The following is a 23,766-nucleotide window of genomic DNA, read 5'->3' as shown; positions in this document are numbered from 1 at the left end:
TTGCGCCGGCTGTCCGCCGGCATCGCCGCCCTGGTTGGCGGGAGCGGCTTGCGGTGCTAAGGGCACCTGATGAACGACCAATTTCAATCCGAAACCGCGCTGGTGCTGTTTTCCGGCGGGCAGGATTCCACCACCTGCCTGGCCTGGGCGCTGCAACGCTTTCCGCGCGTCGAAATGCTCGGCTTCAGCTATGGCCAACGCCACGCGATCGAACTTGCTTGCCGCGACAGCCTGCTGTCCGGCCTGAAATCGTTGCGGCCGGATTGGGCCGCAAAGCTCGGCGAGAGCCATACGCTGGAAATCCCGACACTGGCCGAGATTTCCGACACCGCGCTCACGCGCGATGTCGCCATTGCCATGGGCGAGGACGGACTGCCCAATACCTTCGTGCCCGGCCGCAACCTGGTGTTTCTGACCTTCGCGGCGGCGCTGGCGTACCGGCGTGGCATCCGGCACATCGTCGGCGGCATGTGCGAGACCGATTACTCCGGCTATCCGGATTGCCGCGACGAGACCATCAAGGCGCTGCAGTCGGCGCTCAATCTCGGCATGGCGAAGAATTTTGAGCTGCATACGCCGCTGATGTGGCTCGACAAGGCCTCGACCTGGAAGCTGGCGCATGAGCTCGGCGGGGCAGGGCTGGTCGACCTGATCCGCGAGCACTCCCACACCTGTTATCTCGGCGAGCGCGGTGCGCAGCATGACTGGGGTTATGGCTGCGGCGAATGCCCGGCTTGCGCGCTACGGGCGAAGGGCTGGCGGGAATACGCGGCGGCGTAGCGCGTTACGCGCCGCACATTCATTTCGTCATCGCCCGCCTTGTGCGCAGTTGCGCACTGGGGCGGGCGATCCAGTATTCCAGAGACCTGCGCTTGAGCCGATAAGCCTCGGCGATCGGGATAGGGGGGAGTCTCGCGACTCCTCCCCTCCCACACCACCGTACGTACGGGTCCGTATACGGCGGTTCGGCAGATCATGCGGGCCGCCGTGCCGCGATGGAAGCCAAGCCGAGCGAACCGAAGAGAGCAATTGGCAAAGCCATGTTGAGCGCGGGGCTGTTGCTGAGCCGCCAAGGGCCCCGTGGGCTGCTGGCAGCTTTTGCCGCCAGGACCCGGCCGACGCCGCGGCGTCGCAACTCAGCGAAGCGAGCAGGTCCACGCTTCCATTGCTTCCAGGCGACGGCGCGCAACCGCCGCCTGATCCATTCGTCAAGTGCGCGCAACACCGACGGGGTTTGGCAGAAGCCGAAGTAGCCGCGCCACCCGATCAGGTAGACGGACAGCTCCTTGATGCCCTGCGCGAGGCTTTTCCCGCCCGTGCGCCGCGTCAGCTCCCGAACTTTCGCCTTGAAGCGGGCGACGGCCTGCGGCGCAATGCGCCGTCGCGGCAGCGGCTCGCTTGTAAAGCTGAAGCCCAGGAACTTGCGGACGCTCGGCTTGGCGACCGCACTCTTGGCCTTGTTGACCTTGAGCTTGAGGCGCTTTTCGAGGAACCGTTCGAGCCCGGCCATCACCCGCTCGCCCGCGCGTTGACTGCGCACATAGATGTTGCAGTCGTCGGCGTAGCGCACGAAGCGATGACCGCGCTTCTCCAGTTCCTTGTCCAGCACGTCCAGCATCAGGTTCGACAACAGCGGCGAGAGCGGCCCACCCTGCGGCGTACCCTCCTCCGTCGGACTGACCAGCCCTCCCTCCAGCACACCCGCATTCAGGAACGCGCGGATGAGCTTCAGGACGCGCTTGTCAGCAACCCGCTTGGCAACAAGCCCCATCAGGATGTCGTGGTTGACCCGGTCGAAGAACTTCTCCAGGTCAATATCCACGACGACGGCATAGCCGGACGCAATATACGCCTGCGCCTGCTCCACCGCCTGATGCGCCGAGTGCTTCGGCCGGAAGCCGAAGCTCGTCTCGGAGAACGTTCCGTCCCAGTCAACTTGCAGCACCTGCATTACCGCCTGCTGGATGAAGCGGTCGAGCACCGTCGGGATGCCGAGCGGCCGCAGGCCGCCCGACGCCTTCGGTATCTCCACCCGCCGCACCGGCTGCGGCTTGTAAGTGCCGTCAAGCAGCTGAGCCCGGATCGTGAGCCAGTGCTCTTTCAGGTAGGCCGGCATAGCATCGACACTCATACCGTCAACGCCCGCCGCACCCTTGTTGCGCTTCACTTGCGCCAACGCTTTCTTCAGATTCTCACGCTCGAGAACTGCTTCCATCGACGGCCCTGCGACCGCCGGGTGTTCGAGACAGGCTTCCGCCGTGCAGGCTTCGGGCTCTCGGGCGGCGGCGCTTCGGGCTTCACCCTCCGCCCCGGTGCCCAAGTTCAGCTCGACCTGATTCTTCTGCCGCATGGCTCGCACGAGATCGCCGTTCTACTAACCACTTCCACCGTTCAGGCCTTCGGCGGCGCGCTGCCGCCCACTATGCCCTCTGCTGACTTCTGCACTGCGGTCAGGCCGCCTTGCGACGACCTCAGTCCCGTTACCGGGACACAGCGCAGATCTCCCGAGGTAAGACCGACCGCCTTCACCGCACGCCCGCCGGATCTACCACCCCGGTCCTTGATGACTGTGGACTTCGCGATCAGTAGCTCGCTCGTCCGGCCGGGTAGGCCTCGTTATCCGGTGTTTGTCCATCGGGCCGCGGCTTTGCTCCACGCTGTCTTCAGACCCCACCTCGCGATGACGCCCTTGCGCTTCGCTAATCCTTCGCCGCCATCAGGCTGGATAGAGGACTTCCACCTCCAAGCTGTCGTTCATACTCGGCACACTACTGGATACCCGCTTTCGCGGGTATGACACCGTGGGGTGATGGAAAGCTACTTCCCGAAATCTTGAGGCGCCAGCTCGATCGGCGCACCGTGTGGCGTGCGGTCGGCGGCGTGGTCCCAGGCGTCGCGGTAGCGATGCAACAGATCCGATGTCGCGACGCCCTTGGCGGCGACGAGCGTTTCCAGCGTGGCGAGCCAGTGCCGGTAATAGGTCTCGCCGGTGTCGGGATCGCCTTCGGCCTGCGCGCGCTTGATTTGCGTGCCCAGCGTCTCAGCCCATTCCTTCCAGGTGAAGACGCCGGCTTCATGCAGCGCCAGCGCCATGGCGAAGGCGCGCGCCTCCCATGGCTCGCGAAACACCGGTCCGTCCTCATCACGGGGCACGCCGGGGACGGCGACGGCCGCCCGCATCGCCTGCTGCGGAGTCAAATTCATCACACGCGCTCCAGATAGCGTTCCCAGGCATCGACGGAGACGCGGAGCGTGGGGTCGGTATCCTTGCCCCATAGCTCCGGCCCGTCGAACCGCACGGTGTAGAGCCACTGCGGGTCCTCGCCCTTGCCGAGCGAGTTGCTGTCGGGGAAGACGTGGCAGCCGTGATTGAGCTCGATGGCGCCGAGATGGCCGCGGACGTATTGCGGCAACCGGGTATGTGTCACCGGGTGGATGTCCTTCATCCGCACGGTCTCGCCGACTGCAAACATCGCGGGGGCTTTCGGCTCGCGTTCGGTCGGGCCGCCGCGCCGGATCGCCGGCGTGACCTCATTTGGCGCGATCGGCGTGACGCCGGGCTTTGGCGGCGACAGCACCTTGCCGGCCTCGATTTCCTCGCGCGTCACCAGCCCGCGCTCGATCATCAGCGTTTCCAGCCCGGCCAGCCAGATCTGGAAATAACTCTTGCTGAGATAATCCTCCGGCGGCCGGTTCTCGCGCGCAAACCGCGACATGTCGATGTTCCAGCCACCCGGACGCGCCATCGCGACCGTCAGCGCAAAGGCGCGGCGCTCCCAGTCACCGTGAAACACCGGCTCGTTCGGCTCGGGCACGACCGGGCCAAAGCCCTTGGCGCCGCCCATGTCATGTGCGCCGTCCATCAGGCGATCTCGCCCGGCTGTTTCGGCAGGCCGGTGCCGATCATGCTGTCGCGGGTCACGAGTTCGGCGAGTTGCTCGGCGCTCCAGCCCTCGGTGCCCTTAGGCCGCATCGGAAGCACGAGGTAGCGGATCTCGGCCGTGGAGTCCCAGACCCGGATTTTGGTGGTGTCCGGCAGCGTCACGCCGAAATCCTTCAGCACGCCGCGCGGATCGGAGACGGCGCGCGAGCGGTAGGGCGCGGACTTGTACCAGACCGGGGGCAGTCCCAGCACCGGATGCGGATAGCAGGAGCACAATGTGCACACGACCATGTTGTGCTGCTCGGGCGTGTTCTCGACCACCACCATATGCTCGCCCTGGCGGCCGGAATAGTCGAGTTCGGCGATCGCCGCGGTCGCGTCCTTCATCAGCCGTTCGCGATAGGCTGGATCGCTCCAGGCCTTCGCGACCACGCGGATGCCGTTGCGCGGTCCGATCTTCTTCTCGTAGAGGTCGATCAGGAGATCGAGGGACGCCGGATCGACATAGCCTTTCTCGATCAGGATCGATTCCAGCGCACGCACGCGCAGTTCGGTCTCCGACAGCTCGGAATGGTCGTGATCGTGGTGGTGGTGGTCATGGTGATCGTGATTATGGTCGCTCATGGCAGCAGGATAGGCGCAAAATCCGGGCTATGTCGAGGCAGAGACTCTGCTAGCATTTGCCGATGGGGAGCAGGGCAGGGTGCACGGCAATAGCGGTTGCGGCGGCCATTTCGGCCTGGCTTCCGGCCGGAGAGGCGCGGGCGGCCAACGGCGCCTATGCGGTCGACGCCGCCGACATTTCCGAAGCCGGATCATGCAAGATCGAGAGCTGGCTGTCGGCCGCGTCCAACACCGATTTTTCGGCCGTGGCGAACCCGTCCTGTGTGGTCAACCCGTTCAAGCCGGTCGAACTCAGCATGCTCACCAACCGCGCGCGCAGCGACCGCGAGTGGAGCACCACGATCCAGCCGAAAGCCAAGATGAATATCGCGCCGACCGGTATCGGAAAACTCGGTTTTTCCATTTACGCCGGCGGCTCCTTCGATGCCTTGACGGGCGAAAACCTCACGGCCTTTGCCGTCATCCCGGCGACGTTCCGCCTCAACGAAAACATGCGCCTCAATTTCAACGGCGGCTGGCTGTGGGACCGCAGCGTCGATCGCCATTATCTGGCCTACGGGATCGGCTTCGACTGGAAGTTCACGGAAACCTTGCAGTGGACCATCGAAGCCTTTGGGCAGGCGGGCCAATCGGATACGCCGAGCGTGGTCCAGCCGCGGTTTCAGACCGGCGTGCGTTACCGGCCGAACGAGATTTTCTCGGTCGACCTGATCTACGGCCGCAACATTTCGGGTGAGAACGCCAACTGGATCACGCTCGGCACCACCATCCGTTTCCCGGTGCCCGGCGGCAAGCCGGAGCACCATCGCACGGGCCACCTGTAGGCCGGCGCTCATGCCGGCTGCAGCCTTTCGCGAGCTTTCGAAGGTAGCGGCGGAAAGGCGAGCGCCATCGCCATCGCGCCGAGCCCGACGCTGAGCGCGCCGATGTAGAGCCACCGGTAGTCGTGGAAGCTATCGAAGATCATACCGCCGGCCCAGGGGCCGAGGGCCATGCCAAGGCTCGATACCATGGTGGCGGCGCCAAACACTGTTCCCATGATACGGGGACCGAAATATTCGCGCGCCAGCACCGCATAGAGCGGCATCACGCCGCCATAAGCCGTCCCAAACACGATCGCGAGCGCATAGAATTCGCCTAGCTTGCTCACGTAGAGATAGGTCCCGATCGCCAACGCCTGCACCAGCAGCCCGCCGATAAGAACCCGCTTCGCACCGAGCCGATCGGCGAGGATGCCAAGGAGGAGGCGGCCTCCCAGCCCGGACAGGCCTTCGACGCTATAAATGCTGACCGCGGTCATCGCCGGGATGCCGCAGAGCATCGCGTAGCTGACCATGTGGAAGATCGGTCCTGAATGCGCGGCGCAGCAGGCGAAGAATGTCAACGCCAGCACCAGGAACTGCGGCGAGCGCAGTGCGCCGCCGACGGACCATCCGGCTCTCGATTCACCCGGCACGTTCATCGCCGGCGAACCCGATGGAGCCGGTTCGGGAGCCCGTCGCACGAGTAGCGCCGCCGGTATCAACAGCGCCCACGCCATCAGGCCCACGGTCATCATCGCGGTACGCCAATCGTAGGTCGAGATCAGCCAGCGCGCGAATGGCGATATGGTCATCGGCGCGACGCCCATCCCTGCCGAAACCAGCGAGACTGCAAGGCTGCGGTTGTTGTCGAACCAAACCGTCGCGGCCGCGATCATCGGCGCGAAGAAAGCGCCCGCGGCGAGGCCGACGAGAATGCCGTAGGTGAGCTGAAATCCGATCAGTGAGGTCGAGCGGCTGGCGAGAAACAGTCCCAGGCCCAGGCGCAGGGCGCCGCTCAAGACGACAGGACGCGTCCCAAACCGGTCGTTGACGGCCCCCCACGCGAAGCCGGCTATTCCCATCGTCAGAAAGTCGATGGTCATCGCGCCCGAGATTCCGGCGCGTGACCAGCCCGTTTCCGCAGACATCGGCTCCAGATACACGGCGAGCGAGAACATTGCGCCGATGCCGACGCACGTCATCAGCGCGCCCGCGCCTACGATCACCCAGCGATATGACGGTCCCATGCGTAAAATGCTCCATGTTCGATCCGCTCCACGCGATGCGGATGCGGTTTTCTCGAACAGGACGAATGGGAACCGGCGAAGGATACCGGTCCGCCAAATTTATTTCTGAGCTAGACTTCGGAAAAATGACGGGCAGGGAGGCAATGCGTTGGCTGATTTTGTAAAGATCGAGAAGGGCCTGGGGCCGGATGGCCGCATCGCGGTCGTGCGCTTCGACCGTGGCGATGGCATCAATGCGATGTCGCCGGAGGCGATGCGCCAGCTCACGGACGCCGCCCGAAGCTTTGAGGATGATGGCGAGACCTCGGTGGTGGTGCTGACCGGCGCCGCCAAATCATTCACCGCGGGTTTCGACCTGAAGGACCCGGAAGGCCGGTCTCGCAAGTCCATGGATCTCGGCGCGCTGCGCCGGCACCTGAAACTTGGACCGCGGCTGACGCGGGCCTGGCAGGAGATGGAGCAGATCACCATCGCCGCCATAGAGGGATTCTGCGTCGGCGGCGGCGTGGCGCTTGCGGTCGCGCTGGATTTCCGGGTGATGGCCAGAGATGCCCATATGCGCGTGCCCGAGATCGGGCTCGGCATGAACATGAGCTGGCAGAGCGTGCCGCGGATGCTGCACCTGATCGGGCCGGCCCGCACCAAACAGGCGGTCATCCTGGCCGACCAGCGCATCTCGGCCACTGAAGCCTACGAATGGCGGCTGGTGGAGGAGGTGGCGGAGCCCGGCAAAGCGTTCGACGCCGCGATGGCGCTGGCCGCCAAGGTCGCCGCGCAGCCGCCGCTGTCGGTCGCCATGACCAAGCTGACGGTCAATCGCCTCGCGCACGCGCTCGATGATCTTGCTGGCCATATGGACGTCGACCAGTTTGCACTGGCGAGTATGACGGAGGACCACAAGGAAGGCGTCGCAGCGTTTCTGGAGCGGCGGAAGGCTCGATTCAAGGGGAGATAGTGCGAATGGTTTGGACTGCGCCAACACAAAGCTAACCAAGGTGCCGAAACTGAATCTCAATTCTCATCGGATATCTGGAGGGTAATTTTCGCGCCCGGCATGGCGCTATGCATGGTTAAGGAATTTGCAGAAATGACGGTATTGCGCGGCGTGCTGGCATCAGCAAAGGGGCGGACGATTGCCGCTGCAAGCGCGATCCTGATTTCCGGTCTCGCGGCGACATTTGCAGCGCGGCTGCTGTCGGAACGGATGATCGCAGCCGACACGCAACGCCGCTTCAGCGCCGATGCAGCCGACATCTCGACCGCCGTCGGCGATCGCCTGCGCACCCATGCCGAAGTGCTGGTCAGCATGCAGGGGCTTTACGCCTCTATCGGCGGGAAGGTCGATCGCGCCCAGTTCCGCCGCTATATCGATGTGCTCGATCTCTCGCGCCGCTATCCCGGCTTCCAGGCGCTGCAATCCCTGCGCCAGGTAGGGCCGGATGGGCTGGATGCATTCGTGGCGGAAATGCGCGGAGACGCCAGCGTCGATGCTGGCGTCCAGCCGGAGTTCACGGTGCGTCCGCCGGGCAAACGTGCGTCCTACAACATCGTTGAGTTTGTCGAACCGATGCGAGGCAACGAGGATGCCCTTGGTTTCGATGCCGGCGCCAATCCAGCCCAACTCGATTCGCTGCGCCGCGCGGCTGAAACCGGCCGGATCGTCGCGACCCCGCCGGTCAAGCTGGTGCAGGATATGTCAGGCGGCCTTGGCTTCATCCTTCGCGCCCCGATCTACCGTACCGCAGAGCCGGCTCAAACAATCTCGCAGCGCGTCGCCGCGTTGCGCGGTTTCGTGGCCTCGGTCTATCGCATGAACGATCTGATGCGTGGCGTTCTCGATCCGTGGACGCTGCAGCAAATGCAGGTGCAGATCGTCGACCGCGGCTACGCCAAGCAGACGGAAGGCACGTTGAGTGGCGAACCGGAAGATCCGTCGGGCGCCGCGACGCTGATGTACAACAGCCTTGAGCCCAATCTGAACCTGGTCTCGCAGGTCGCCTGGTCGGCCGGCATTACCGCCGACCGGTCGCTTGTCGTGGGAGAACGGGTCTGGCGCGTGGTGTTCAGCGCGCGTCCGGGGTCGATCTATGAAGTCGATCGTCTGGTGCCCAATCTGGTGCTGGCGAGCGGCGTTATTATCAGCCTGCTGATCGCACTGCTCGCCATCATTGGCCTGCGTTCACGCCAGCTGTCGGGCAATCTCAGCGCGCTCGACGCCGAGCAGCGCGCGCTGGTCGACAATCCGCTCGCCGGAATCCTGTTTACCGAAGGGCGCCGCATCCTCCGCGGCAACCGGCGGATGGCCGAGCTCTGTGGCGCGTCATCGGACGAGTTGCCGGAAAATTCGGTCGACTCGCTGCTGGCGACGGAGGCCGACAGCACAGCATTCGGCGCAGCGTTGACGACGATCCGCGACAGCGCCATGGCGACCGAGGCCGAACTGCATCTGCGCCAAAAGGACGGGTCGGCCCTGCTGATCGAAGCTTATGGCAAGCCATTGGCGGCCGGCGAGATTCTCTGGGTGGTCCAGGACAAGACCGACGCGATGCAGATGGACGCCGAGCGCCGCGAGCATGCACGCGAGCTGCAGGAGTCGAATGCCAGGCTGACGTCGTCGCTCCAGGCTGCGGAAATCCGCGCCAAGGAGATCGTATTGTTGACCGAACTCAGTGGCGTCCTGCAATCGTGCCAGGCGCCGAATGAAATTTTCGCAGCGGTCCAGAACTATGCCGGCTTCCTGTTCCCGGAGGAGGCGGGGGCGCTCTACCTGATGAACGAAACGCGCGACGCCGTGACGCGCGGCCCGCATTGGGGCGAACTGACGTCGGCTGTGACGTCGTTCCCGCTGGAAGATTGCTGGGCATTGCGGCGAGGCACCACGTTCCCGATTTCGCCTGCCAGCCAGGGGCTCGTGTGCGGTCACGCCGCTTGTCGGGAGACCCATGGCAGTGGATTCGGCAGCGGGTACGTCTGCCAGCCGCTGGTCGCGCAAAACAATCTCATGGGACTGCTGTATCGCGAAGCCTGCGGCCCGGCCTTTGCCGAGGGCGCCGATCAACTCGCCACCATGCTGGCCGAGCAGGTGTCGCTTGCGCTCGCCAATCTGGACCTGCGCGAGCAATTGCGCAGCCAGGCGATCCGCGATCAGCTTACGGGGCTTTACAACCGCCGCTTCCTCGAGGACGCGCTGACACGCGAGACCGGCCGTGCCGCCCGCAGCGGTGAGCCGGTGGCGGTGGCCATTCTCGACGTGGATCACTTCAAGCGGATCAACGACACCTATGGCCACGAGGCGGGAGACGCCGTCTTGCGTGAACTCGGCCAGGTGCTGCTGAAAACCATCCGCAAGACCGACATCGTCGGCCGCTTCGGAGGCGAGGAGTTCCTGATGTTGCTGCCGGGCGCCAGCGTGGACGTGGCGCAGTCGCGCGGGCTCGCGGTGCTGGAAGCGGTACGCGCCATGGAAGTCTCGATCCCCAACGGCGCGCCGCTGAACCACATCACGGCGTCGATCGGCGTTGCGGCAATGCCGCTCCATGTCGCGAGAGGCGATGCGCTGGTTGCCGCCGCCGACGCCGCGCTTTATCAGGCCAAGGGGCAGGGACGTAACCGGGTTGTTCTCTCCGACCGTCGTGCTATCCTCCCGACGCCCGCCGAGATGCAATTGGGCCTGACCGGGACGGACGGCTAATTTTACTACCTCATTTTACTACCGCAACGAACATCGCTCGGCGTGCGGCTCGCGCCACAGCGGCGTCACGAAAAAATGGCGGACTCCTCAAGGATTTCGATCGAACGAAATCCAATCCAAGAAGCTATACACCGTGGCCGCAATTGTGCGGTCGCGGCTGATCGCGCTTTGCGCGTCCAGGGAGGAGACAGAATGAAAACAGTCCAGGCGATGCTTGCTGAAGCTGATGCCGAAGTACCGCGCATCAGTCCGGATGAAGCCAAGGGATTGCTGGGGAGGGCTGACGTGCTGTTCCTCGACGTTCGGGAGCCTGCGGAGGTGGCAACCTCGGGCAAGGTGCCCGGCGCCCTTGCCGTGCCGCGCGGTCTTGTCGAGTTCCGCGCCGATCCCGCCTCGGCGATGCACGACGCAGCCTTCGACCGCGCCAAGACGGTAATCGCGTATTGTGCTTCAGGTGGACGCTCAGCGCTCGTCGGCAAGACCCTCAAGGAAATGGGTTATTCCAACGTGCGCAATCTCGGCGGCTTCAAGGGCTGGCTGGAGGCGGGCGGAGACGTGGAAAAGGCCTGAACGGCGCCCAGGCGGCGCTCCGCCTTGACGTGGCGCAAGATGGGGGCACTGAGGTCAATCTAGAGTCCAGCAAAATGCTGCGTGCAGGGCAGGCCGCATATCTGGACTCATGACGCCATGGCAACGGAAAACGCGGAGCATTGATCGAAATCCGCGTCGACCGTCTCGCGCAGCTCTTTCGCTCGATCCGTTTCCGTTCCGGGAAAAGGATCTCGCCCATATCCCGGATGACGATGCGCTCGACGCAAATGCCAAGGAGCTGAACGAGGCATTTCATCGCTATTTCGCCGGCCGCGCCGTTGCCGTCTACCGCGAACTCAACGAGCTTTTCCGGGTCGGTCGCCGCTCGCTCGTAATCGTCGTTTGCTTCATCTCGGCGCGTCTTGCCGCTGGATACCTGATCGAGAATCCGGTGCAGAGACTGGTTGAAGAGAGCCTCCTGATCCTCGGCCGGACAGCGCCTGGATATCTGTAATTCGCATAAGGTATATTATGGAATATCTATATCTACAATTAGATCAGATATTTAGGCGAACCTTCTGGCAAACCAAGCCAGCCCGGCGGCTGTATGGGCGTTCGTTTGGCCCCGGGCAATCCTGATCCGCCAAAGCCTGTGTTGCCGCCGCGTGCGGACGCTGCAATAAGCGCGCGAGTACGCAGATGACTCGCGACATCGGGTCATCGCAAAAACAATAACCCCAAGGGAGACCCCCAGATGAGTTTTTCACGACGCACGCTTCTCAAGGCATCCGCTGCGTCAGCGGTTTTGGGCGGCATCGGCGCGCCGCTGGTGGCGCGGGCCCAGACCGCCGAATTTACCTACAAGTACGCCAATAACCTTCCTGACGGACATCCCATGAACGCCCGCGCCAAGGAAATGGCGGCGGCGATCAAGGCCGAGACCAACGGCCGGTTCGATCTGCAGATTTTCCCGAACAACCAGCTCGGTTCCGATACCGACATGCTGAGCCAAATTCGCTCGGGCGGTGTCGAATTCTTCACGCTGTCGGGCCTGATTCTGGCGACGCTGGTGCCGGCGGCGTCGATCAGCGGCATCGGCTTTGCGTTCCCTGATTACGATACGGTCTGGAAGGCCATGGACGGGGGCCTGGGCGCCCATATCCGTGGCGAGATCACCAAGGCGAACCTCGTGGTGATGGACAAGATCTGGGACAATGGGTTCCGGCAGACCACGTCGTCGACCAAGCCGATCAACGGCCCGGATGACCTCAAGGGCTTCAAGATCCGCGTGCCGGTGTCGCCGCTCTGGACCTCGATGTTCAAGGCATTCGATGCGGCGCCCGCCTCGATCAATTTCAGCGAAGTTTACTCCGCGCTGCAGACCAAGATCGTCGAGGGCCAGGAAAATCCGCTAGCAATCATCTCGACGGCGAAGCTCTATGAAGTGCAGAAATTCTGTTCGCTGACCAACCATATGTGGGACGGATTCTGGTTCCTGGCGAACCGTCGCGCCTGGGAAAAGCTGCCTGAGGATGTCAGGACCATCGTCGCCAAGAATATTAACGCGGCGGCCGTCAAGGAGCGTGAGGACGTCGCCAAGCTGAACGCCGGGCTGCAGCAGGAGCTGGCCGGCAAGGGCCTGACCTTCAACCAGCCCAACGTGACGCCGTTCCGCGACAAGCTCCGCTCCGCCGGCTTCTACGCGGAATGGAAGGGTAAATACGGCGATCAGGCCTGGGAGCTGCTGGAAAAGTCCGTCGGCAAGCTGTCCTAAGCATCTGAAGGCCGTCATGGCTCATGCCGGAATGACCGAAGCTGTTGGCGGCGAGGCGGCTCGGCCCCCTCGCCGCCGATCTCGTCTCGCGTCGATCGAACATGCGCTGGGAATGCTGGTCGAGATCCCGGCGGCGCTGCTCGTCGTCGCCGAAATCATCATCCTGTTTGCCGGCGTGGTAGCGCGCTATGCGCTGCACCGGCCGCTGATCTGGTCAGACGAGCTGGCGTCGATCCTGTTCCTGTGGCTTGCGATGCTGGGCGCCGCGGTCGCATTCCGCCGCGCCGAGCATATGCGGATGACGGCGGTGGTCGCCAGCGCGAAGCCCGCCATGCGCGCTTATCTCGATCTGGTGGCGACCGTAGCCGCGCTGGCGTTTCTGGTCCTGATCGCCTGGCCGGCTTACGAATACGCCTACGAGGAAAGCTACATCACGACGCCGGCGCTGCAGATCAGCAATATCTGGCGGGCCGCGGCGCTGCCGGTCGGCATTGCGCTGATGGCGCTGTTTGCCTTCCTGCGGCTGGCCCGCGCAAGCAACTTTCGCACGATGCTGGGCGCTATTCTGTCTGTTGCGCTGATCATCGCGATCTTCTGGCTGCTCAGGGGCTCGCTGAAGCCGCTCGGCAATCTCAATCTGATCATCTTCTTTGTCGGCGTCGCCGGCTTCTGCGTCTTTGCCGGCGTTCCGATTGCGTTCGGGTTCGGGCTTGCGACTTACGGCTATCTGGCGCTGACCACGGGCACGCCGCTGATGGTGCTGGTCGGCCGCATGGACGAGGGCATGAGCCACCTGATCCTGCTGTCGGTGCCGCTGTTCGTATTTCTCGGCCTGCTGATCGAGATGACCGGCATGGCGCGCGCCATGGTGGCGTTCCTGGCGAGCCTGCTGGGCCATGTCCGCGGCGGGCTGCATTACGTGCTGGTCGGGGCGATGTATCTGGTATCGGGCATCTCAGGCTCGAAGGCCGCCGACATGGCCGCCGTGGCGCCGGTGCTGTTTCCGGAAATGAAGGCGCGGGGCGCCAAGCCGGGCGATCTGGTCGCCCTCCTCTCCGCGACCGGCGCACAGACCGAGACCATTCCGCCAAGTCTCGTGCTGATCACCATCGGCTCGGTCACCGGCGTCTCGATCGCGGCGCTGTTCACCGGCGGCCTGTTGCCCGGCCTGGTGCTGGCGATCACATTGTCGGCGCTGGTGTGGTGGCGTTACCGGGGCGAGGACCTGCGTCATGTCACGCGGGCAAGCGCCGGCGAGGTCGTCCGCGCGTTTGCCATCGCCCTGCCCGCCATCGCGCTGCCGTTCGTGATCCGCTACGCCGTGGTCGAGGGCATTGCGACCGCGACCGAAGTTTCCACGATCGGCATCGTCTATGCCTCCATCGTCGGCTACCTAATTTACGGCCTCTTGATCTATCGCAATTTCGACTGGCGACGGATCATGCCAATGTTGGTCGAGACCGCGTGCCTGTCGGGCGCGATCCTGCTGATCATCGGCTGCGCCACCGGCATGGCCTGGGGCCTCACACAATCAGGCTTTTCGCGGACGCTGGCGGCCGCCATGACCGGCCTGCCCGGTGGTTCGGCGACGTTCATCGCCATGTCGATTGTGGCGTTCACGATCCTCGGCAGCGTGCTCGAGGGGATTCCGGCGATCGTGCTGTTCGGGCCGTTGCTGTTTCCGATCGCCCGCGCCGTGGGCGTCCACGAGGTCCATTATGCGATGATCGTTATTCTCGCGATGGGTATCGGGCTATTCGCGCCGCCCTTCGGAGTGGGCTATTATGCCGCCTGCGCCATCGGACGCGTCGACCCGGCCGAGGGTATCCGGCCGATCTGGGGCTATCTGCTGGCGCTGATGGTCGGCCTGATTATCGTGGCGATCTTCCCGTGGATTTCCATCGGGTTCTTGTAAGTCTAACTTTTCAGATGGGACACAGCCGATGAGCGCAGCCCAGAACCAGTATTCGATCGGATTGGACAAGACGCCGGCGAATTACGTGCCGCTGACGCCGCTGAGTTTCCTCGCACGCAGCGCCGCCGTTTACCCCGATCACATCAGCACGGTCTATGAAGGCCGCAGTTTCACCTGGGCCGAGACCTACGAGCGCTGCCGACGCTTTGCGTCCTGGCTCGCCGGGCGTGGTATCGGAAACGGCGACACGGTCGCGGCAATGCTGCCGAACATCCCGGCCATGAACGAGGTGCATTTTGCGGTCCCGATGGCGGGCGCGGTGCTGAATGCACTGAACATCCGGCTCGATGCGCCCTCGATCGCTTTCCAACTCGACCATGGCGGCGCGAAAATCATTCTCGTCGATCCGGAATTTTCCGGCGTGATCTCCGAAGCGCTGACGCTGATGAAGGGACCGAAACCGTTTGTCGTCGATGTCGACGACGCTGCCTTTGCAGGCGGCAAGCGGATCGGCGAACTCGAATATGAGGCGGCGGTTGCGCAGGGCGATCCGGGCTTCGTCGCAAGGTCGCCCGGCGATGAATGGGACGCGATTGCGCTGAGCTATACCTCGGGCACCACGGGCAACCCCAAGGGGGTCGTTACCCATCACCGCGGCGCTTATCTCAATGCCGTCAGCAATATTCTGGCGGGCAATCTCGGCCAGCATCCGGTGTATCTGTGGACGCTGCCGATGTTCCACTGCAACGGCTGGTGCTTTCCGTGGACGGTCGCGGCCTCGGCTGGCACCAATGTCTGCCTGCGCAAGGTCGATCCGGCAAAAATCTTCGAACTGATCCCGAAGCACGGCGTCACCCACATGTGCGGCGCGCCGATCGTCTACAACACGCTGATCAACGCGCCCGGCGCCCCGAAGGGCAAAGCCTCGCGCCCCGTGATTGGACTGATCGCGGGCGCCGCGCCGCCGGTCGCCGTGCTTGAAGGCGCCGAAAGCATTGGCATCAAGCTGACGCATGTCTACGGGCTGACCGAGGTTTATGGCCCCGCCTCCGTCTGCGCCGAGCAGCCGGGGTGGGACGAACTGCCCGCCGACCAGCGCGCCCAGCTGAAACGGCGCCAGGGCGTGCCCTACCCGCTGGAGGAAGCGGTGACCGTGCTCGATCCCGAAACCATGCAGGAAGTGCCGCGCGATGGCGAGACCGTCGGCGAGGTCATGTTCCGCGGCAATATCGTGATGAAGGGCTATCTGAAGAACGAGAAGGCAACGCAAGAAGCCTTCGCCGGCGGCTGGTTTCACACCGGCGATCTCGGCGTGCTCGACGAGCACGGCTACATCATCATCAAGGACCGTTCCAAGGACATCATCATATCAGGCGGCGAGAACATCTCCTCCGTCGAAGTCGAGGACGTCCTCTACAAGCACCCGGCCGTGCTGTTCGCGGCCGTGGTCGCAAAGCCCGATCCCAAATGGGGCGAGGTGCCCTGCGCCTTCGTCGAATTGAAGGAAGGCGCCAGGGCGACGGAGGCCGAGATCATCGCCTTCTGCCGCACCCACATGTCGGGATTCAAGACACCGAAGGCGGTGGTGTTCGGAGTTATCCCGAAGACGTCTACAGGCAAGATCCAAAAATTCATGCTGCGCAACCAGGTGGATTCGGCGAAGGCGATTTCGGCCTGACCGTCAGTGCGAGCGAGGCGTGACCGGGGGGTAATATTGCGGCGCCTCGGCGCGTTCGTACATTCCGTAGTCGCGCATGACCTCGAAAATGCGAAAATATTCGGTTGTCGGATCGGCAAACAGGCGGGGGCCGAATTCGATGCCGGCGCGATCGTCCGGTAGATCGACGAGGTGCGCAAAATGCCCCTCACGATAGACGCTCACGAAAGCGTCACGGCGCCATCCGGTCTCGGCCGCCAACGTAGCGCTCCCCGATTCCGATGCAAGGACATAAGTCGGCTTGCGCCTTGCGGGATCATTATAGGGCGTGCGCCGTTCGGGCTGCCAGACCGGTTGTCCGGGCCTTGCCTCGTGAATCACCTGGGCGACGCGGATGCGATAATCCGAAAAAACCCTTTCGCGGCCGATGGTCTGGACATCATGATGGCGAGCGTGGGCCCGCCACGCCGTCAAAACTGCCTCGTCCTGCCAGATCTGGTAGGACAGCAGCAGGTTCTCCCGCGTCAAACTCCTGAAGCGATCGATGAAGCGGCAGCCACCCATCGCCTCGAGATCAGGCTTCAGCGAGGCCGCAAGATCGAGATATTGATTGCGGTGCCCGGGCCTTGTCTGCACTTCAAAGAACAGGCCAATCATCGAAATTCCTCCGCGACCTGCGATTGGGTTTGCGGCGCGACCGGCGGGCTTGGTCTGGGTTCTCCAGCACCAGCCTGATGCCGTCATAGGCCAGCATGGTGTCCGGCGGAAGGCCCTGCCGTGTCACCTCTTGGTCGAAGTCATCAGCCGCGACAAGCGAACTGGGGCCCGCGACGTGGACCTGCGCTCGATCGTGCCGGACCCTGCCACGGTTGCCGAGATCCAGCGCTGCGGGTCCTTAGCCGAGCTCCAGCCTCATCCCGTCATAGGCTGGGATCACGCCGGCCGGCAGGCTCTGGCGCAGCACCTCGTAATCGAGGTCGGAATGCATGTTGGTGATGACGGCGCGCTTCGGCTTGAAGCGTTCGATCCAGCCAAGCGCGTCGCTGACGCTGAAATGGCTGGGGTGGCCGGCATAGCGCAGTCCGTCCACGATCCAGAGGTCGAGGTTTTCCAGCGCCGGCCAGCTTTCCTCAGGAATATCGTGGAGGTCGGGCGTGTAGGCGGCGGCCCCGACCCGGAAGCCCAGCGCGGGAATCCTGCCGTGGTGGACCAGGAAGGCGGAAAGTTTCACCGGTCCGCCCTTCCCTTCGGTCTCATGACTCTGGCCCGCTTCGATCGAATGCCGCGTCAGAATCGGCGGGTAGTCGCTGCCCTCGGGCGCGATGAAGCAATAGGAGAACCGCGCCATCATGTCTTTGGCGGTCGACTGGTTGAAGTAGACGGGAATGCGCCGGCGCTGGTGCAGCACGACCGAACGCAGATCGTCGATGCCATGGGTCTGGTCGGCATGTTCATGGGTCAGGTACACCGCGTCGATATGATCGACCTCGGCGTCGATCAACTGCTCGCGCAGATCTGGCGAGGTATCGATCACGATCCGCGTGGTGCCGTGCGCGCCGTTGCGCTCGACGAGCAGCGAGCAGCGGCGGCGGCGGTTCTTTGGATTGTTGGGATCGCAGGCACCCCAGCCGAGCGCCGGGCGCGGTACGCCGGCGGAGGAGCCGCAGCCAAGGATCGTCAGCGTCACCGTCATGCCGCGGCCTTTGGCGCCGGGACCTTGGAGAACAGGCGAAAGAAGTTTTCCGTCGTCTGTCGCGAGATCTCCTCCAGCGAGACGCCGCGCGTCTCTGCCAGCACTTTTGCGATTTCGACCACGTAGGACGGCTCGTTGCGCTTGCCGCGAAACTTTCCGGGCGCGAGATAAGGCGAGTCGGTTTCGACCATGATGCGATCGGCCGGGAGTTCGGCCGCGAGTTCGCGCAACGCCTCGGACTTCTTGAACGTCAGGATGCCCGTGAATGAAATCGACAGCCCCAGCGCAATCGCCTTCATCGCCAGTTCCCGCCCACCTGTGTAGCAATGCAGCACCGCGCGAAACGGTCCCTTGGCGATCTCGTCTTCGAGGATGCGGCCGCAATCGTCATCCGCCTCGCGGGTATGGATCACCAGCGGCAATCCTGTCGCCCGTGCCGCCGCGATATGCGCGCGAAAGCCGCGTTCCTGCGCCTCGCGCGAGCCGTGCTCATAGAAATAATCCAGCCCTGCCTCGCCCAGCGCCACGACCTTCGGATGCCTGGTCAGTTCGATCAACTCGCTGGCAGGAATGCCGTCTTCCTCATCGGCCTGGTGCGGATGGGTGCCGACCGAGCAATAGACGTTGGGAAACCGCTCGGCGATGGTCAGCAGCCCGCCGAGCCGCTTCACCCGGGTCGAGATGGTGACGATGCGGCCGATACCCGCCGTCTCGGCGCGCGCGACGATGGCGTCGAGATCCTCCGCAAAATCCGGAAAGTCGAGGTGGCAATGGCTGTCGACGAGCATGGCTTGCAAACGGCTTAATCCGCCTTTGGTTCGACGTAGCGCGGAAATACGCCGACCGGCGGCGGTAGCGTTGCGCCGGCCTTGATCCGCGTGCCGAGCGCTGCGAAGTCGCGTGCGTCCTGGGGAACGCCGAGACTGTCGAGCAGCTTGCTTGAGGCATCCGGCATCACCGGCTGGGTCAGGATGGCGACCTGCCGCACGACTTCCGCCGTCACGTACAATACGGTTTTCTGCCTGTCAGGGTCGGTCTTGGCCAGCGCCCACGGCGCCTCGCCCGCGAAATAGCGATTGGCTTCCGCGACCACAGACCACACCGCGTTCAGCCACTGATGGATCTGTTGCGTCGCCATCGCGGTCCGCGACGCCGCCAGCATGGCATCTGCTTCCGCCAGGATCTCCTTGTCGTTGTCGGTGAACTCGCCGGGCTCGGGCAGCACGCCGCCGAACTGTTTTGCGATCATCGACAGCGAGCGCTGCGCGAGATTGCCGAGATCGTTGGCGAGGTCGGCATTGATGCGTGCGACAATAGCCTCGTGGTTGTAGTTGCCATCCTGCCCGAACGGGACCTCGCGCAGGAAGAAATAGCGCATCTGGTCGACGCCATATTGATCGGCCAGATTGAAGGGGTCGACGACGTTGCCGACCGACTTCGACATCTTCTCGCCCCTGCTGAACAGGAAGCCGTGCGCATAAACCCGCTTCTGCACGGGAATGCCGGCCGACATCAAAAACGCCGGCCAGTACACCGCGTGGAAGCGGATGATGTCCTTGCCGATGACGTGCACGTCCGCGGGCCAGTAGCGCCAGTTCGGATTGCTCTCGTCGGGAAAGCCGACGCCGGTGATGTAGTTGGTCAGTGCATCGACCCAGACATACATCACGTGCTCGGGATCGTTCGGTACCTTGACGCCCCAATCGAACGTCGTGCGCGAGATCGACAGATCTTTCAGGCCGCCTTTGACGAAGCTGATCACTTCGTTGCGGCGTGAATCCGGTCCGATGAAGTCCGGTTGGCTCTCGTACAGCGCCAGCAGCCGGTCCTGATAGGCGGAGAGCTTGAAGAAGTAGCTCTTCTCCTCGACCCACTCGACCGGCGAGCCCTGCGGGCCGCGGCGCACATTGTCCTCGCCGACGACGGTTTCCTCCTCGGCGTAATAGGCCTCGTCGCGCACCGAATACCAGCCGGCATAGGTGTCGATATAGATGTCGCCGTTCTCCTGCATCCTGTTCCAGACCACCTGGACCGAGCGATGATGGTCAGGCTCCGTGGTGCGGATGAAACGGTCGAACGACACGTTGAGCCGCTCGTCCATTTCCTTGAACCGGCCGGCATTGCGCGCGGCGAGATCAGCGACGCTCATTCCCTCGCCCTCGGCGGTCTGCACCATCTTCAGGCCGTGCTCGTCGGTACCGGTGAGAAAGAACACATCCTTGCCGTTGAGCCGCTGAAACCGCGCCAGCGCATCGGTCGCGATCGCCTCGTAGGCGTGGCCGATATGCGGAATGCCGTTGGGATAAGCGATTGCGGTGGTGATGAAGTAGGTGTTGCGCTCGGCAGCCACCGCCGGCCGGGCGGCAGCAGCCGGCTTCGCGCGCGGCTTGGTTGGCTTTGCACGTTCAGCTACGGAGGCTGCCGGTACGGCGGGGTTGGCTTCCTGCGACGTTGCCGCGCGCGCCTTCGTCGTTTTGCTCGCGGATTTCTTTGCGGATTTCTTGTCCGACTTCGTGGCGGCTTTCTTCGCAGCCTTCTTGGGTGACTTCGGCGCGACTTTCTTTGCAGCCTTCTTCGCGGCCTTGCCGGCTTTCTTCACCGCGCGCTTTGTCTTGGTCGTACCTTTCTTGGCAACACGCTTTTTCCCCGCGGCCTTCTTGCCGGCGCGGGCGGGCAGCGCTTTACGAGGCTTCTTCGCCTTGCGCTTTTTTGAAGCTTTCTTTCCAGCCTTCGCCACCACGAATTCCTTTAGTTCAACACAACGATTGTCGAGATTATTGTCAGGTGGATGGTTACCGTGTCGCTTCCGCGAGCATCCCGAACACCGAGAAAACCAGCGGTTTTCGCTCCAGATTGTAGGATTCGGTGTCGCGCGCGGCGCGGACGATCTTTTCCCATACCTCAGCCAGCCGTGCAAGGCGGGGCAGATTTGCGTTGGCGTCGTCAGTGCGCAGCTTTTCGCCGATCCAGCGATCGACGCCGTCGATGAAAGCCGCCAGCGCCACCCGGTCGCTGGTGCCCAGTGCATCGCCCAGCGCATGCAGCTCGCGCGGATCGACCTGCGGCAGCGTCGCCAGCAGCGCCGCGGTCCGCTGCTGCAGCTTCAGCGCGTCGCCGCCGAGCAGCGTCAGCGCGCGGGACACGCTCCCCTCCGCGGCGTCGGCCGCCTCAGATAGCGCCGGATCATCGGGTGCGATGTCAGCGGCCTTCGCGGCCGCGCGAATGACGTCGCCGGTCGCGAGCGGCCGCAGCGGCAGCTTGCGGCAACGGGACAGGATCGTCGGGAGCGCCCGCGCCGGCGAATGACTGACGAGCAGGAACAGCGATCGTTGCGGCGGCTCTTCGAGGATCTTGAGCAGCGCGTTGGCGGCGTTCGGATTGAGCTCGTCGACGGTGTCGACGATACAGACCCGCCAGCCGTCCACCGCCGCGGTCGAGCCGAAGAACGAAATCGTCTCCCGCGTCTCGTCGACGGTAATCACGGTCCGCATCACGCCGCGATCGTTGAGACCGCGTTCGAGCACCAGCAGCCCGCCATGCGCGCCGGCGGTGATCTGGCGTGCGACGGGATCACCCGGAGCGAGCGCAAGCGTCTCGGCGCGCTGCACGGACGGCGACATGGGATTGGAATTGGCCAGCACGAAGCGGGCCATGCGATAGGCCAGCGTCGCCTTGCCGATGCCCTGCGGACCGCCGATCAGCCAGGCATGCGGAATGCGCCCGCTGCGATAGGCATTGAGCAGCGCCATCTCGGCCTCGCGGTGGCCGAACAGATCGGCTGTTTCGCGGGGATGCCTGACCGCCGCTTCCTGCTCGGTCTTGCGTGCGCTCATGCCGTACCTGCCGGGCTCGGGACCGCGAACACATGTTCACGCAGTGCAGTCCAGACGCGGGCAGCAACCGTGTCGGCATCGGCATTGGCGTCGATCAGCACGCAGCGCTGCGGGTCTTCGGCGGCGATCTGCCGGTAGGCGTCGCGCAGATCCTGATGAAACTGCAGATCTTCCGACTCGAACCGGTCAGGCACGCCGCTGCCGCGGCGAGCGGCCGCGCGCTGTAGACCTACTTCAACCGGGATATCCAGAATGATGGTCAGGTCCGGCTTGAGATCGCCGATGGTGACGCGCTGCATGGCGTTGAGCACGATCGGCGAGACCCGCCCCAGACTGCCCTGATAGGCGCGAGTCGAATCCGCGAAACGGTCGCACAGCACCCATGTTCCCTGGCCAAGCGCGGGCTGGATGACGGTACGAACGTGATCGTCGCGGGCGGCAGCGAACAGCAGCGTCTCCGCATCCGGTCCGAGCAGCTTGCCCATTCCCGACAGCACGAGATGCCGCATGATTTCCGCGCCCGGCGAACCGCCCGGCTCGCGGGTAACGATGGCGCGCAGCTTTGCGGCCGCAAGGCGCTCGGCGAGTTTCTTGATTTGCGTGGACTTTCCGGAGCCCTCGCCGCCTTCAAACGTGATGAACTTCCCGCGTCCGGAGGGCCGCTGCAGCGTTGCCTGGTTCATGCTCAGAGCTTCTCTGCGCTCGCGCGGAACATGCCGATGACGAGCTCGCTGGCGCCGTCGATCGCGCGGCGCATGGTCGAGCCGGTGCCGACCGCTTCCGCGGCATAGACCGGCGACTCCACGGCGATATTTGCGCCGCGCCACACCCTGACGACCCCGACCGGCTGGCCGGCCTGCACCGGCGCCCGCACGGGGCCATTATAAACAATGCGCGCGATCAGTTTTTCGCTGCCGTTCTTCGGCACCATCACCTTGATCGGCTCGGGGCTTGCAAGCTTCACCGAGCGGCTTTCGCCGCCAAACACCTTGGCATAGCCGACCTGCTGGTTAGCCGCGAACAGCGTGCGCGTCTCGAAATTGCGAAAGCCCCATTCCAGCATCTTCTTGGCCTCAGAGGCGCGATCGTCGGGATCCTCGAGCCCGTTGATCACGACGATCAGCCGCGTATCGTTCTGCACGGCGGAACCGACCATGCCGTAGCCGCCCTCCTTGGTGTAGCCGGTCTTTAGCCCGTCGGCGCCGTTGAGCGAGTTCAGAAGCGGATTGCGGTTCTGCTGCCGGATCTTGTTCCAGGTGAACTCCCGCTCGCCGAACAATTTGTACATGTCGGGATAGGTCAGGATCAGGTGGCGGGCGAGCTTTGCCAGCTCCCGCACCGTCATCCTGTTGGCGGGGTCGGGCAAGCCGTTGGAGTTGCCGAAGGTGGACTTCGTCAGGCCCAGTTCGCGGGCTCGCTTGGTCATGAAGTCGGCGGCAAAGATCCGCTCGTTGCCGGCCATGCCTTCGGCGAGCGCAATGCAGGAATCATTGCCGCTCTGGATGATCGCGCCCTTCAACAGATCGTCTACCGACACCTTGCTGTTGAGAATGGCAAACATGGTCGAGCCGCCGGCCGGCGCGCCGCCCTTGCGCCAGGCATTCTCGCTGATCCGATATTCGTCCGTCAGCTTTATCTTGCCTTCCTTGATGGCGTTGAAGACCACCTCGACTGTCATCAGCTTCATCATGCTGGACGGCGCCCGCAATTCGTCGGCGTTCTTCTCGAACAGCACGCTGCCGCTGGAAGCCTCGACCAGGATCGCAGTCGGCGCGTCGCCGTCAAAGCCGCCATCTTCCTTCTTCGGCGCGCCCTGTACGCTGTTGTTGGCGGCGTACACCATCCCGCCCCAGCCGACCGCAAGCGCGAGTACAGCGGCCATCAGGCCGCGCCACGGGATGATGGCCGCGGCGTCGGATTTGCGGGAAACGGAGGTCTCTGCTGCCATCGGCGATGTCCTGAATCCCTGCGTTCTAACAGTTGGAAGTATCGCAAACAACACAGGTTTTGGACTTGCCTTTTGGACTCGCCGCCGCGTCGATCGGATTGCGACCCCGGACGAAGGAACGTATCGTGGGGATGCTGCAATTTCCCGACAAGATACGAAAAACAGGG

The 23,766-nt window shown here is 63.8% G+C and carries 21 protein-coding genes; 9 read left to right on the top strand and 12 right to left on the bottom strand.

What is annotated here, in order from left to right; translation table 11 throughout:
- Window positions 1-69 precede the first annotated feature (69 nt).
- Window positions 70-780 (top strand): 7-cyano-7-deazaguanine synthase QueC, encoded by a 711-nt coding sequence (queC, locus tag V1293_RS05225; protein ID WP_334507293.1) that lies wholly within the window; start codon window positions 70-72, stop codon window positions 778-780.
- A 193-nt stretch (window positions 781-973) separates the two neighbouring features.
- Here queC and ltrA read toward each other — a convergent pair whose 3' ends face one another.
- The 4 genes from ltrA to nthA form a co-directional block, all read right to left on the bottom strand.
- The gene (ltrA, locus tag V1293_RS05220) at window positions 974-2,350 is read right to left on the bottom strand and encodes a group II intron reverse transcriptase/maturase (protein ID WP_334507291.1); all 1,377 of its coding nucleotides are present in this window, start codon (window positions 2,348-2,350) and stop codon (window positions 974-976) included.
- 467 nt (window positions 2,351-2,817) lie between these two features.
- Window positions 2,818-3,204 carry a nitrile hydratase accessory protein gene (locus tag V1293_RS05215; protein ID WP_334507289.1) on the bottom strand — a complete coding sequence of 129 codons (387 nt, stop codon included), beginning with the start codon at window positions 3,202-3,204 and terminating at the stop codon, window positions 2,818-2,820.
- Window positions 3,204-3,863 carry a nitrile hydratase subunit beta gene (gene nthB / locus V1293_RS05210; protein WP_334507287.1) on the bottom strand — a complete coding sequence of 220 codons (660 nt, stop codon included), beginning with the start codon at window positions 3,861-3,863 and terminating at the stop codon, window positions 3,204-3,206. Before nthB ends, V1293_RS05215 begins: the two co-directional genes overlap by 1 nt.
- Window positions 3,863-4,507, bottom strand: a complete 645-nt coding sequence (gene nthA / locus V1293_RS05205; protein WP_334507285.1) for a nitrile hydratase subunit alpha — start codon at window positions 4,505-4,507, stop codon at window positions 3,863-3,865. The genes nthB and nthA overlap by 1 nt, the downstream gene beginning before the upstream one ends.
- A gap of 62 nt (window positions 4,508-4,569) precedes the next feature.
- On the opposite strand from nthA, the gene V1293_RS05200 reads away from it, so the two are divergent.
- Window positions 4,570-5,331, top strand: a complete 762-nt coding sequence (locus V1293_RS05200) for a hypothetical protein (protein ID WP_334507283.1) — start codon at window positions 4,570-4,572, stop codon at window positions 5,329-5,331.
- An 8-nt stretch (window positions 5,332-5,339) separates the two neighbouring features.
- Here the strand turns inward: V1293_RS05200 and V1293_RS05195 are convergent, their stop codons facing one another.
- Window positions 5,340-6,557, bottom strand: a complete 1,218-nt coding sequence (locus V1293_RS05195; RefSeq protein ID WP_334507280.1) for an MFS transporter — start codon at window positions 6,555-6,557, stop codon at window positions 5,340-5,342.
- Between the two features lie 148 nt (window positions 6,558-6,705).
- Here V1293_RS05195 and V1293_RS05190 point away from each other — a divergent pair, with 148 nt between their 5' ends.
- From V1293_RS05190 to V1293_RS05160, 7 genes are all read left to right on the top strand, one after another.
- Window positions 6,706-7,512, top strand: coding sequence for an enoyl-CoA hydratase/isomerase family protein (locus V1293_RS05190; RefSeq protein WP_334507278.1), 807 nt, complete (start codon window positions 6,706-6,708; stop codon window positions 7,510-7,512).
- 132 nt (window positions 7,513-7,644) lie between these two features.
- Window positions 7,645-10,248: a diguanylate cyclase gene (locus tag V1293_RS05185; RefSeq protein WP_334507276.1), complete on the top strand. Its 2,604-nt coding sequence runs from the start codon at window positions 7,645-7,647 to the stop codon at window positions 10,246-10,248.
- A gap of 192 nt (window positions 10,249-10,440) precedes the next feature.
- Entirely contained in the window at window positions 10,441-10,818 is a 378-nt protein-coding gene (locus V1293_RS05180; protein ID WP_334507274.1) for a rhodanese-like domain-containing protein, read from the top strand.
- 109 nt (window positions 10,819-10,927) lie between these two features.
- Window positions 10,928-11,293: a hypothetical protein gene (locus tag V1293_RS05175; protein ID WP_334507272.1), complete on the top strand. Its 366-nt coding sequence runs from the start codon at window positions 10,928-10,930 to the stop codon at window positions 11,291-11,293.
- Between the two features lie 240 nt (window positions 11,294-11,533).
- Window positions 11,534-12,553 carry a TRAP transporter substrate-binding protein gene (locus V1293_RS05170; protein ID WP_334507270.1) on the top strand — a complete coding sequence of 340 codons (1,020 nt, stop codon included), beginning with the start codon at window positions 11,534-11,536 and terminating at the stop codon, window positions 12,551-12,553.
- A gap of 16 nt (window positions 12,554-12,569) precedes the next feature.
- On the top strand, window positions 12,570-14,468 hold the full coding sequence (locus V1293_RS05165; RefSeq protein ID WP_334507268.1) for a TRAP transporter large permease: 1,899 nt from the start codon (window positions 12,570-12,572) through the stop codon (window positions 14,466-14,468).
- A 28-nt stretch (window positions 14,469-14,496) separates the two neighbouring features.
- A complete protein-coding gene (locus tag V1293_RS05160; RefSeq protein ID WP_334507266.1) occupies window positions 14,497-16,146 on the top strand; it encodes an acyl-CoA synthetase in 1,650 nt (549 codons plus the stop codon).
- Between the two features lie 3 nt (window positions 16,147-16,149).
- On the opposite strand, the gene V1293_RS05155 is transcribed toward V1293_RS05160, so the two are convergent.
- The 7 genes from V1293_RS05155 to V1293_RS05125 all read right to left on the bottom strand — a co-directional run bounded on the left by V1293_RS05155 (window position 16,150) and on the right by V1293_RS05125 (window position 23,599).
- Entirely contained in the window at window positions 16,150-16,782 is a 633-nt protein-coding gene (locus V1293_RS05155) for an antibiotic biosynthesis monooxygenase family protein (RefSeq protein WP_334507264.1), read from the bottom strand.
- Window positions 16,783-17,020: 238 nt separating this feature from the next.
- Window positions 17,021-17,818, bottom strand: a complete 798-nt coding sequence (locus tag V1293_RS05150) for an MBL fold metallo-hydrolase (RefSeq protein WP_334507262.1) — start codon at window positions 17,816-17,818, stop codon at window positions 17,021-17,023.
- Entirely contained in the window at window positions 17,815-18,606 is a 792-nt protein-coding gene (locus tag V1293_RS05145) for a TatD family hydrolase (RefSeq protein ID WP_334516624.1), read from the bottom strand. The genes V1293_RS05150 and V1293_RS05145 overlap by 4 nt, the downstream gene beginning before the upstream one ends.
- A gap of 14 nt (window positions 18,607-18,620) precedes the next feature.
- Complete coding sequence (gene metG, locus V1293_RS05140; protein ID WP_334507260.1) at window positions 18,621-20,555, bottom strand: methionine--tRNA ligase; 1,935 nt, start codon at window positions 20,553-20,555, stop codon at window positions 18,621-18,623.
- 55 nt (window positions 20,556-20,610) lie between these two features.
- Window positions 20,611-21,651, bottom strand: a complete 1,041-nt coding sequence (locus tag V1293_RS05135; RefSeq protein WP_334507258.1) for a DNA polymerase III subunit delta' — start codon at window positions 21,649-21,651, stop codon at window positions 20,611-20,613.
- Window positions 21,648-22,334: a dTMP kinase gene (tmk, locus tag V1293_RS05130; protein WP_334507256.1), complete on the bottom strand. Its 687-nt coding sequence runs from the start codon at window positions 22,332-22,334 to the stop codon at window positions 21,648-21,650. Before tmk ends, V1293_RS05135 begins: the two co-directional genes overlap by 4 nt.
- A 2-nt stretch (window positions 22,335-22,336) precedes the next feature.
- Entirely contained in the window at window positions 22,337-23,599 is a 1,263-nt protein-coding gene (locus V1293_RS05125) for a D-alanyl-D-alanine carboxypeptidase family protein (protein WP_334507254.1), read from the bottom strand.
- Between the last annotated feature and the right edge of the window lie 167 nt (window positions 23,600-23,766).

Source organism: Bradyrhizobium sp. AZCC 1693 (genome assembly GCF_036924745.1).
Lineage (GTDB): Bacteria > Pseudomonadota > Alphaproteobacteria > Rhizobiales > Xanthobacteraceae > Bradyrhizobium.
This window is presented reverse-complemented; position numbering and strand designations above follow the sequence as displayed.

What these genes read in the sequence shown, in the direction of transcription:
- queC (WP_334507293.1), top strand. Translation starts at nt 70, where the DNA reads ATGAACGACCAATTTCAATCCGAAACCGCGCTGGTGCTGTTTTCCGGC.
- ltrA (WP_334507291.1), bottom strand. Translation starts at nt 2,350, where the DNA reads ATGCGGCAGAAGAATCAGGTCGAGCTGAACTTGGGCACCGGGGCGGAG.
- V1293_RS05215 (WP_334507289.1), bottom strand. Translation starts at nt 3,204, where the DNA reads ATGAATTTGACTCCGCAGCAGGCGATGCGGGCGGCCGTCGCCGTCCCC.
- nthB (WP_334507287.1), bottom strand. Translation starts at nt 3,863, where the DNA reads ATGGACGGCGCACATGACATGGGCGGCGCCAAGGGCTTTGGCCCGGTC.
- nthA (WP_334507285.1), bottom strand. Translation starts at nt 4,507, where the DNA reads ATGAGCGACCATAATCACGATCACCATGACCACCACCACCACGATCAC.
- V1293_RS05200 (WP_334507283.1), top strand. Translation starts at nt 4,570, where the DNA reads ATGGGGAGCAGGGCAGGGTGCACGGCAATAGCGGTTGCGGCGGCCATT.
- V1293_RS05195 (WP_334507280.1), bottom strand. Translation starts at nt 6,557, where the DNA reads ATGGGACCGTCATATCGCTGGGTGATCGTAGGCGCGGGCGCGCTGATG.
- V1293_RS05185 (WP_334507276.1), top strand. Translation starts at nt 7,645, where the DNA reads ATGACGGTATTGCGCGGCGTGCTGGCATCAGCAAAGGGGCGGACGATT.
- V1293_RS05180 (WP_334507274.1), top strand. Translation starts at nt 10,441, where the DNA reads ATGAAAACAGTCCAGGCGATGCTTGCTGAAGCTGATGCCGAAGTACCG.
- V1293_RS05175 (WP_334507272.1), top strand. Translation starts at nt 10,928, where the DNA reads ATGACGCCATGGCAACGGAAAACGCGGAGCATTGATCGAAATCCGCGT.
- V1293_RS05170 (WP_334507270.1), top strand. Translation starts at nt 11,534, where the DNA reads ATGAGTTTTTCACGACGCACGCTTCTCAAGGCATCCGCTGCGTCAGCG.
- V1293_RS05165 (WP_334507268.1), top strand. Translation starts at nt 12,570, where the DNA reads ATGGCTCATGCCGGAATGACCGAAGCTGTTGGCGGCGAGGCGGCTCGG.
- V1293_RS05160 (WP_334507266.1), top strand. Translation starts at nt 14,497, where the DNA reads ATGAGCGCAGCCCAGAACCAGTATTCGATCGGATTGGACAAGACGCCG.
- V1293_RS05155 (WP_334507264.1), bottom strand. Translation starts at nt 16,782, where the DNA reads ATGATTGGCCTGTTCTTTGAAGTGCAGACAAGGCCCGGGCACCGCAAT.
- V1293_RS05150 (WP_334507262.1), bottom strand. Translation starts at nt 17,818, where the DNA reads ATGACGGTGACGCTGACGATCCTTGGCTGCGGCTCCTCCGCCGGCGTA.
- V1293_RS05145 (WP_334516624.1), bottom strand. Translation starts at nt 18,606, where the DNA reads ATGCTCGTCGACAGCCATTGCCACCTCGACTTTCCGGATTTTGCGGAG.
- V1293_RS05135 (WP_334507258.1), bottom strand. Translation starts at nt 21,651, where the DNA reads ATGAGCGCACGCAAGACCGAGCAGGAAGCGGCGGTCAGGCATCCCCGC.
- tmk (WP_334507256.1), bottom strand. Translation starts at nt 22,334, where the DNA reads ATGAACCAGGCAACGCTGCAGCGGCCCTCCGGACGCGGGAAGTTCATC.
- V1293_RS05125 (WP_334507254.1), bottom strand. Translation starts at nt 23,599, where the DNA reads ATGGCAGCAGAGACCTCCGTTTCCCGCAAATCCGACGCCGCGGCCATC.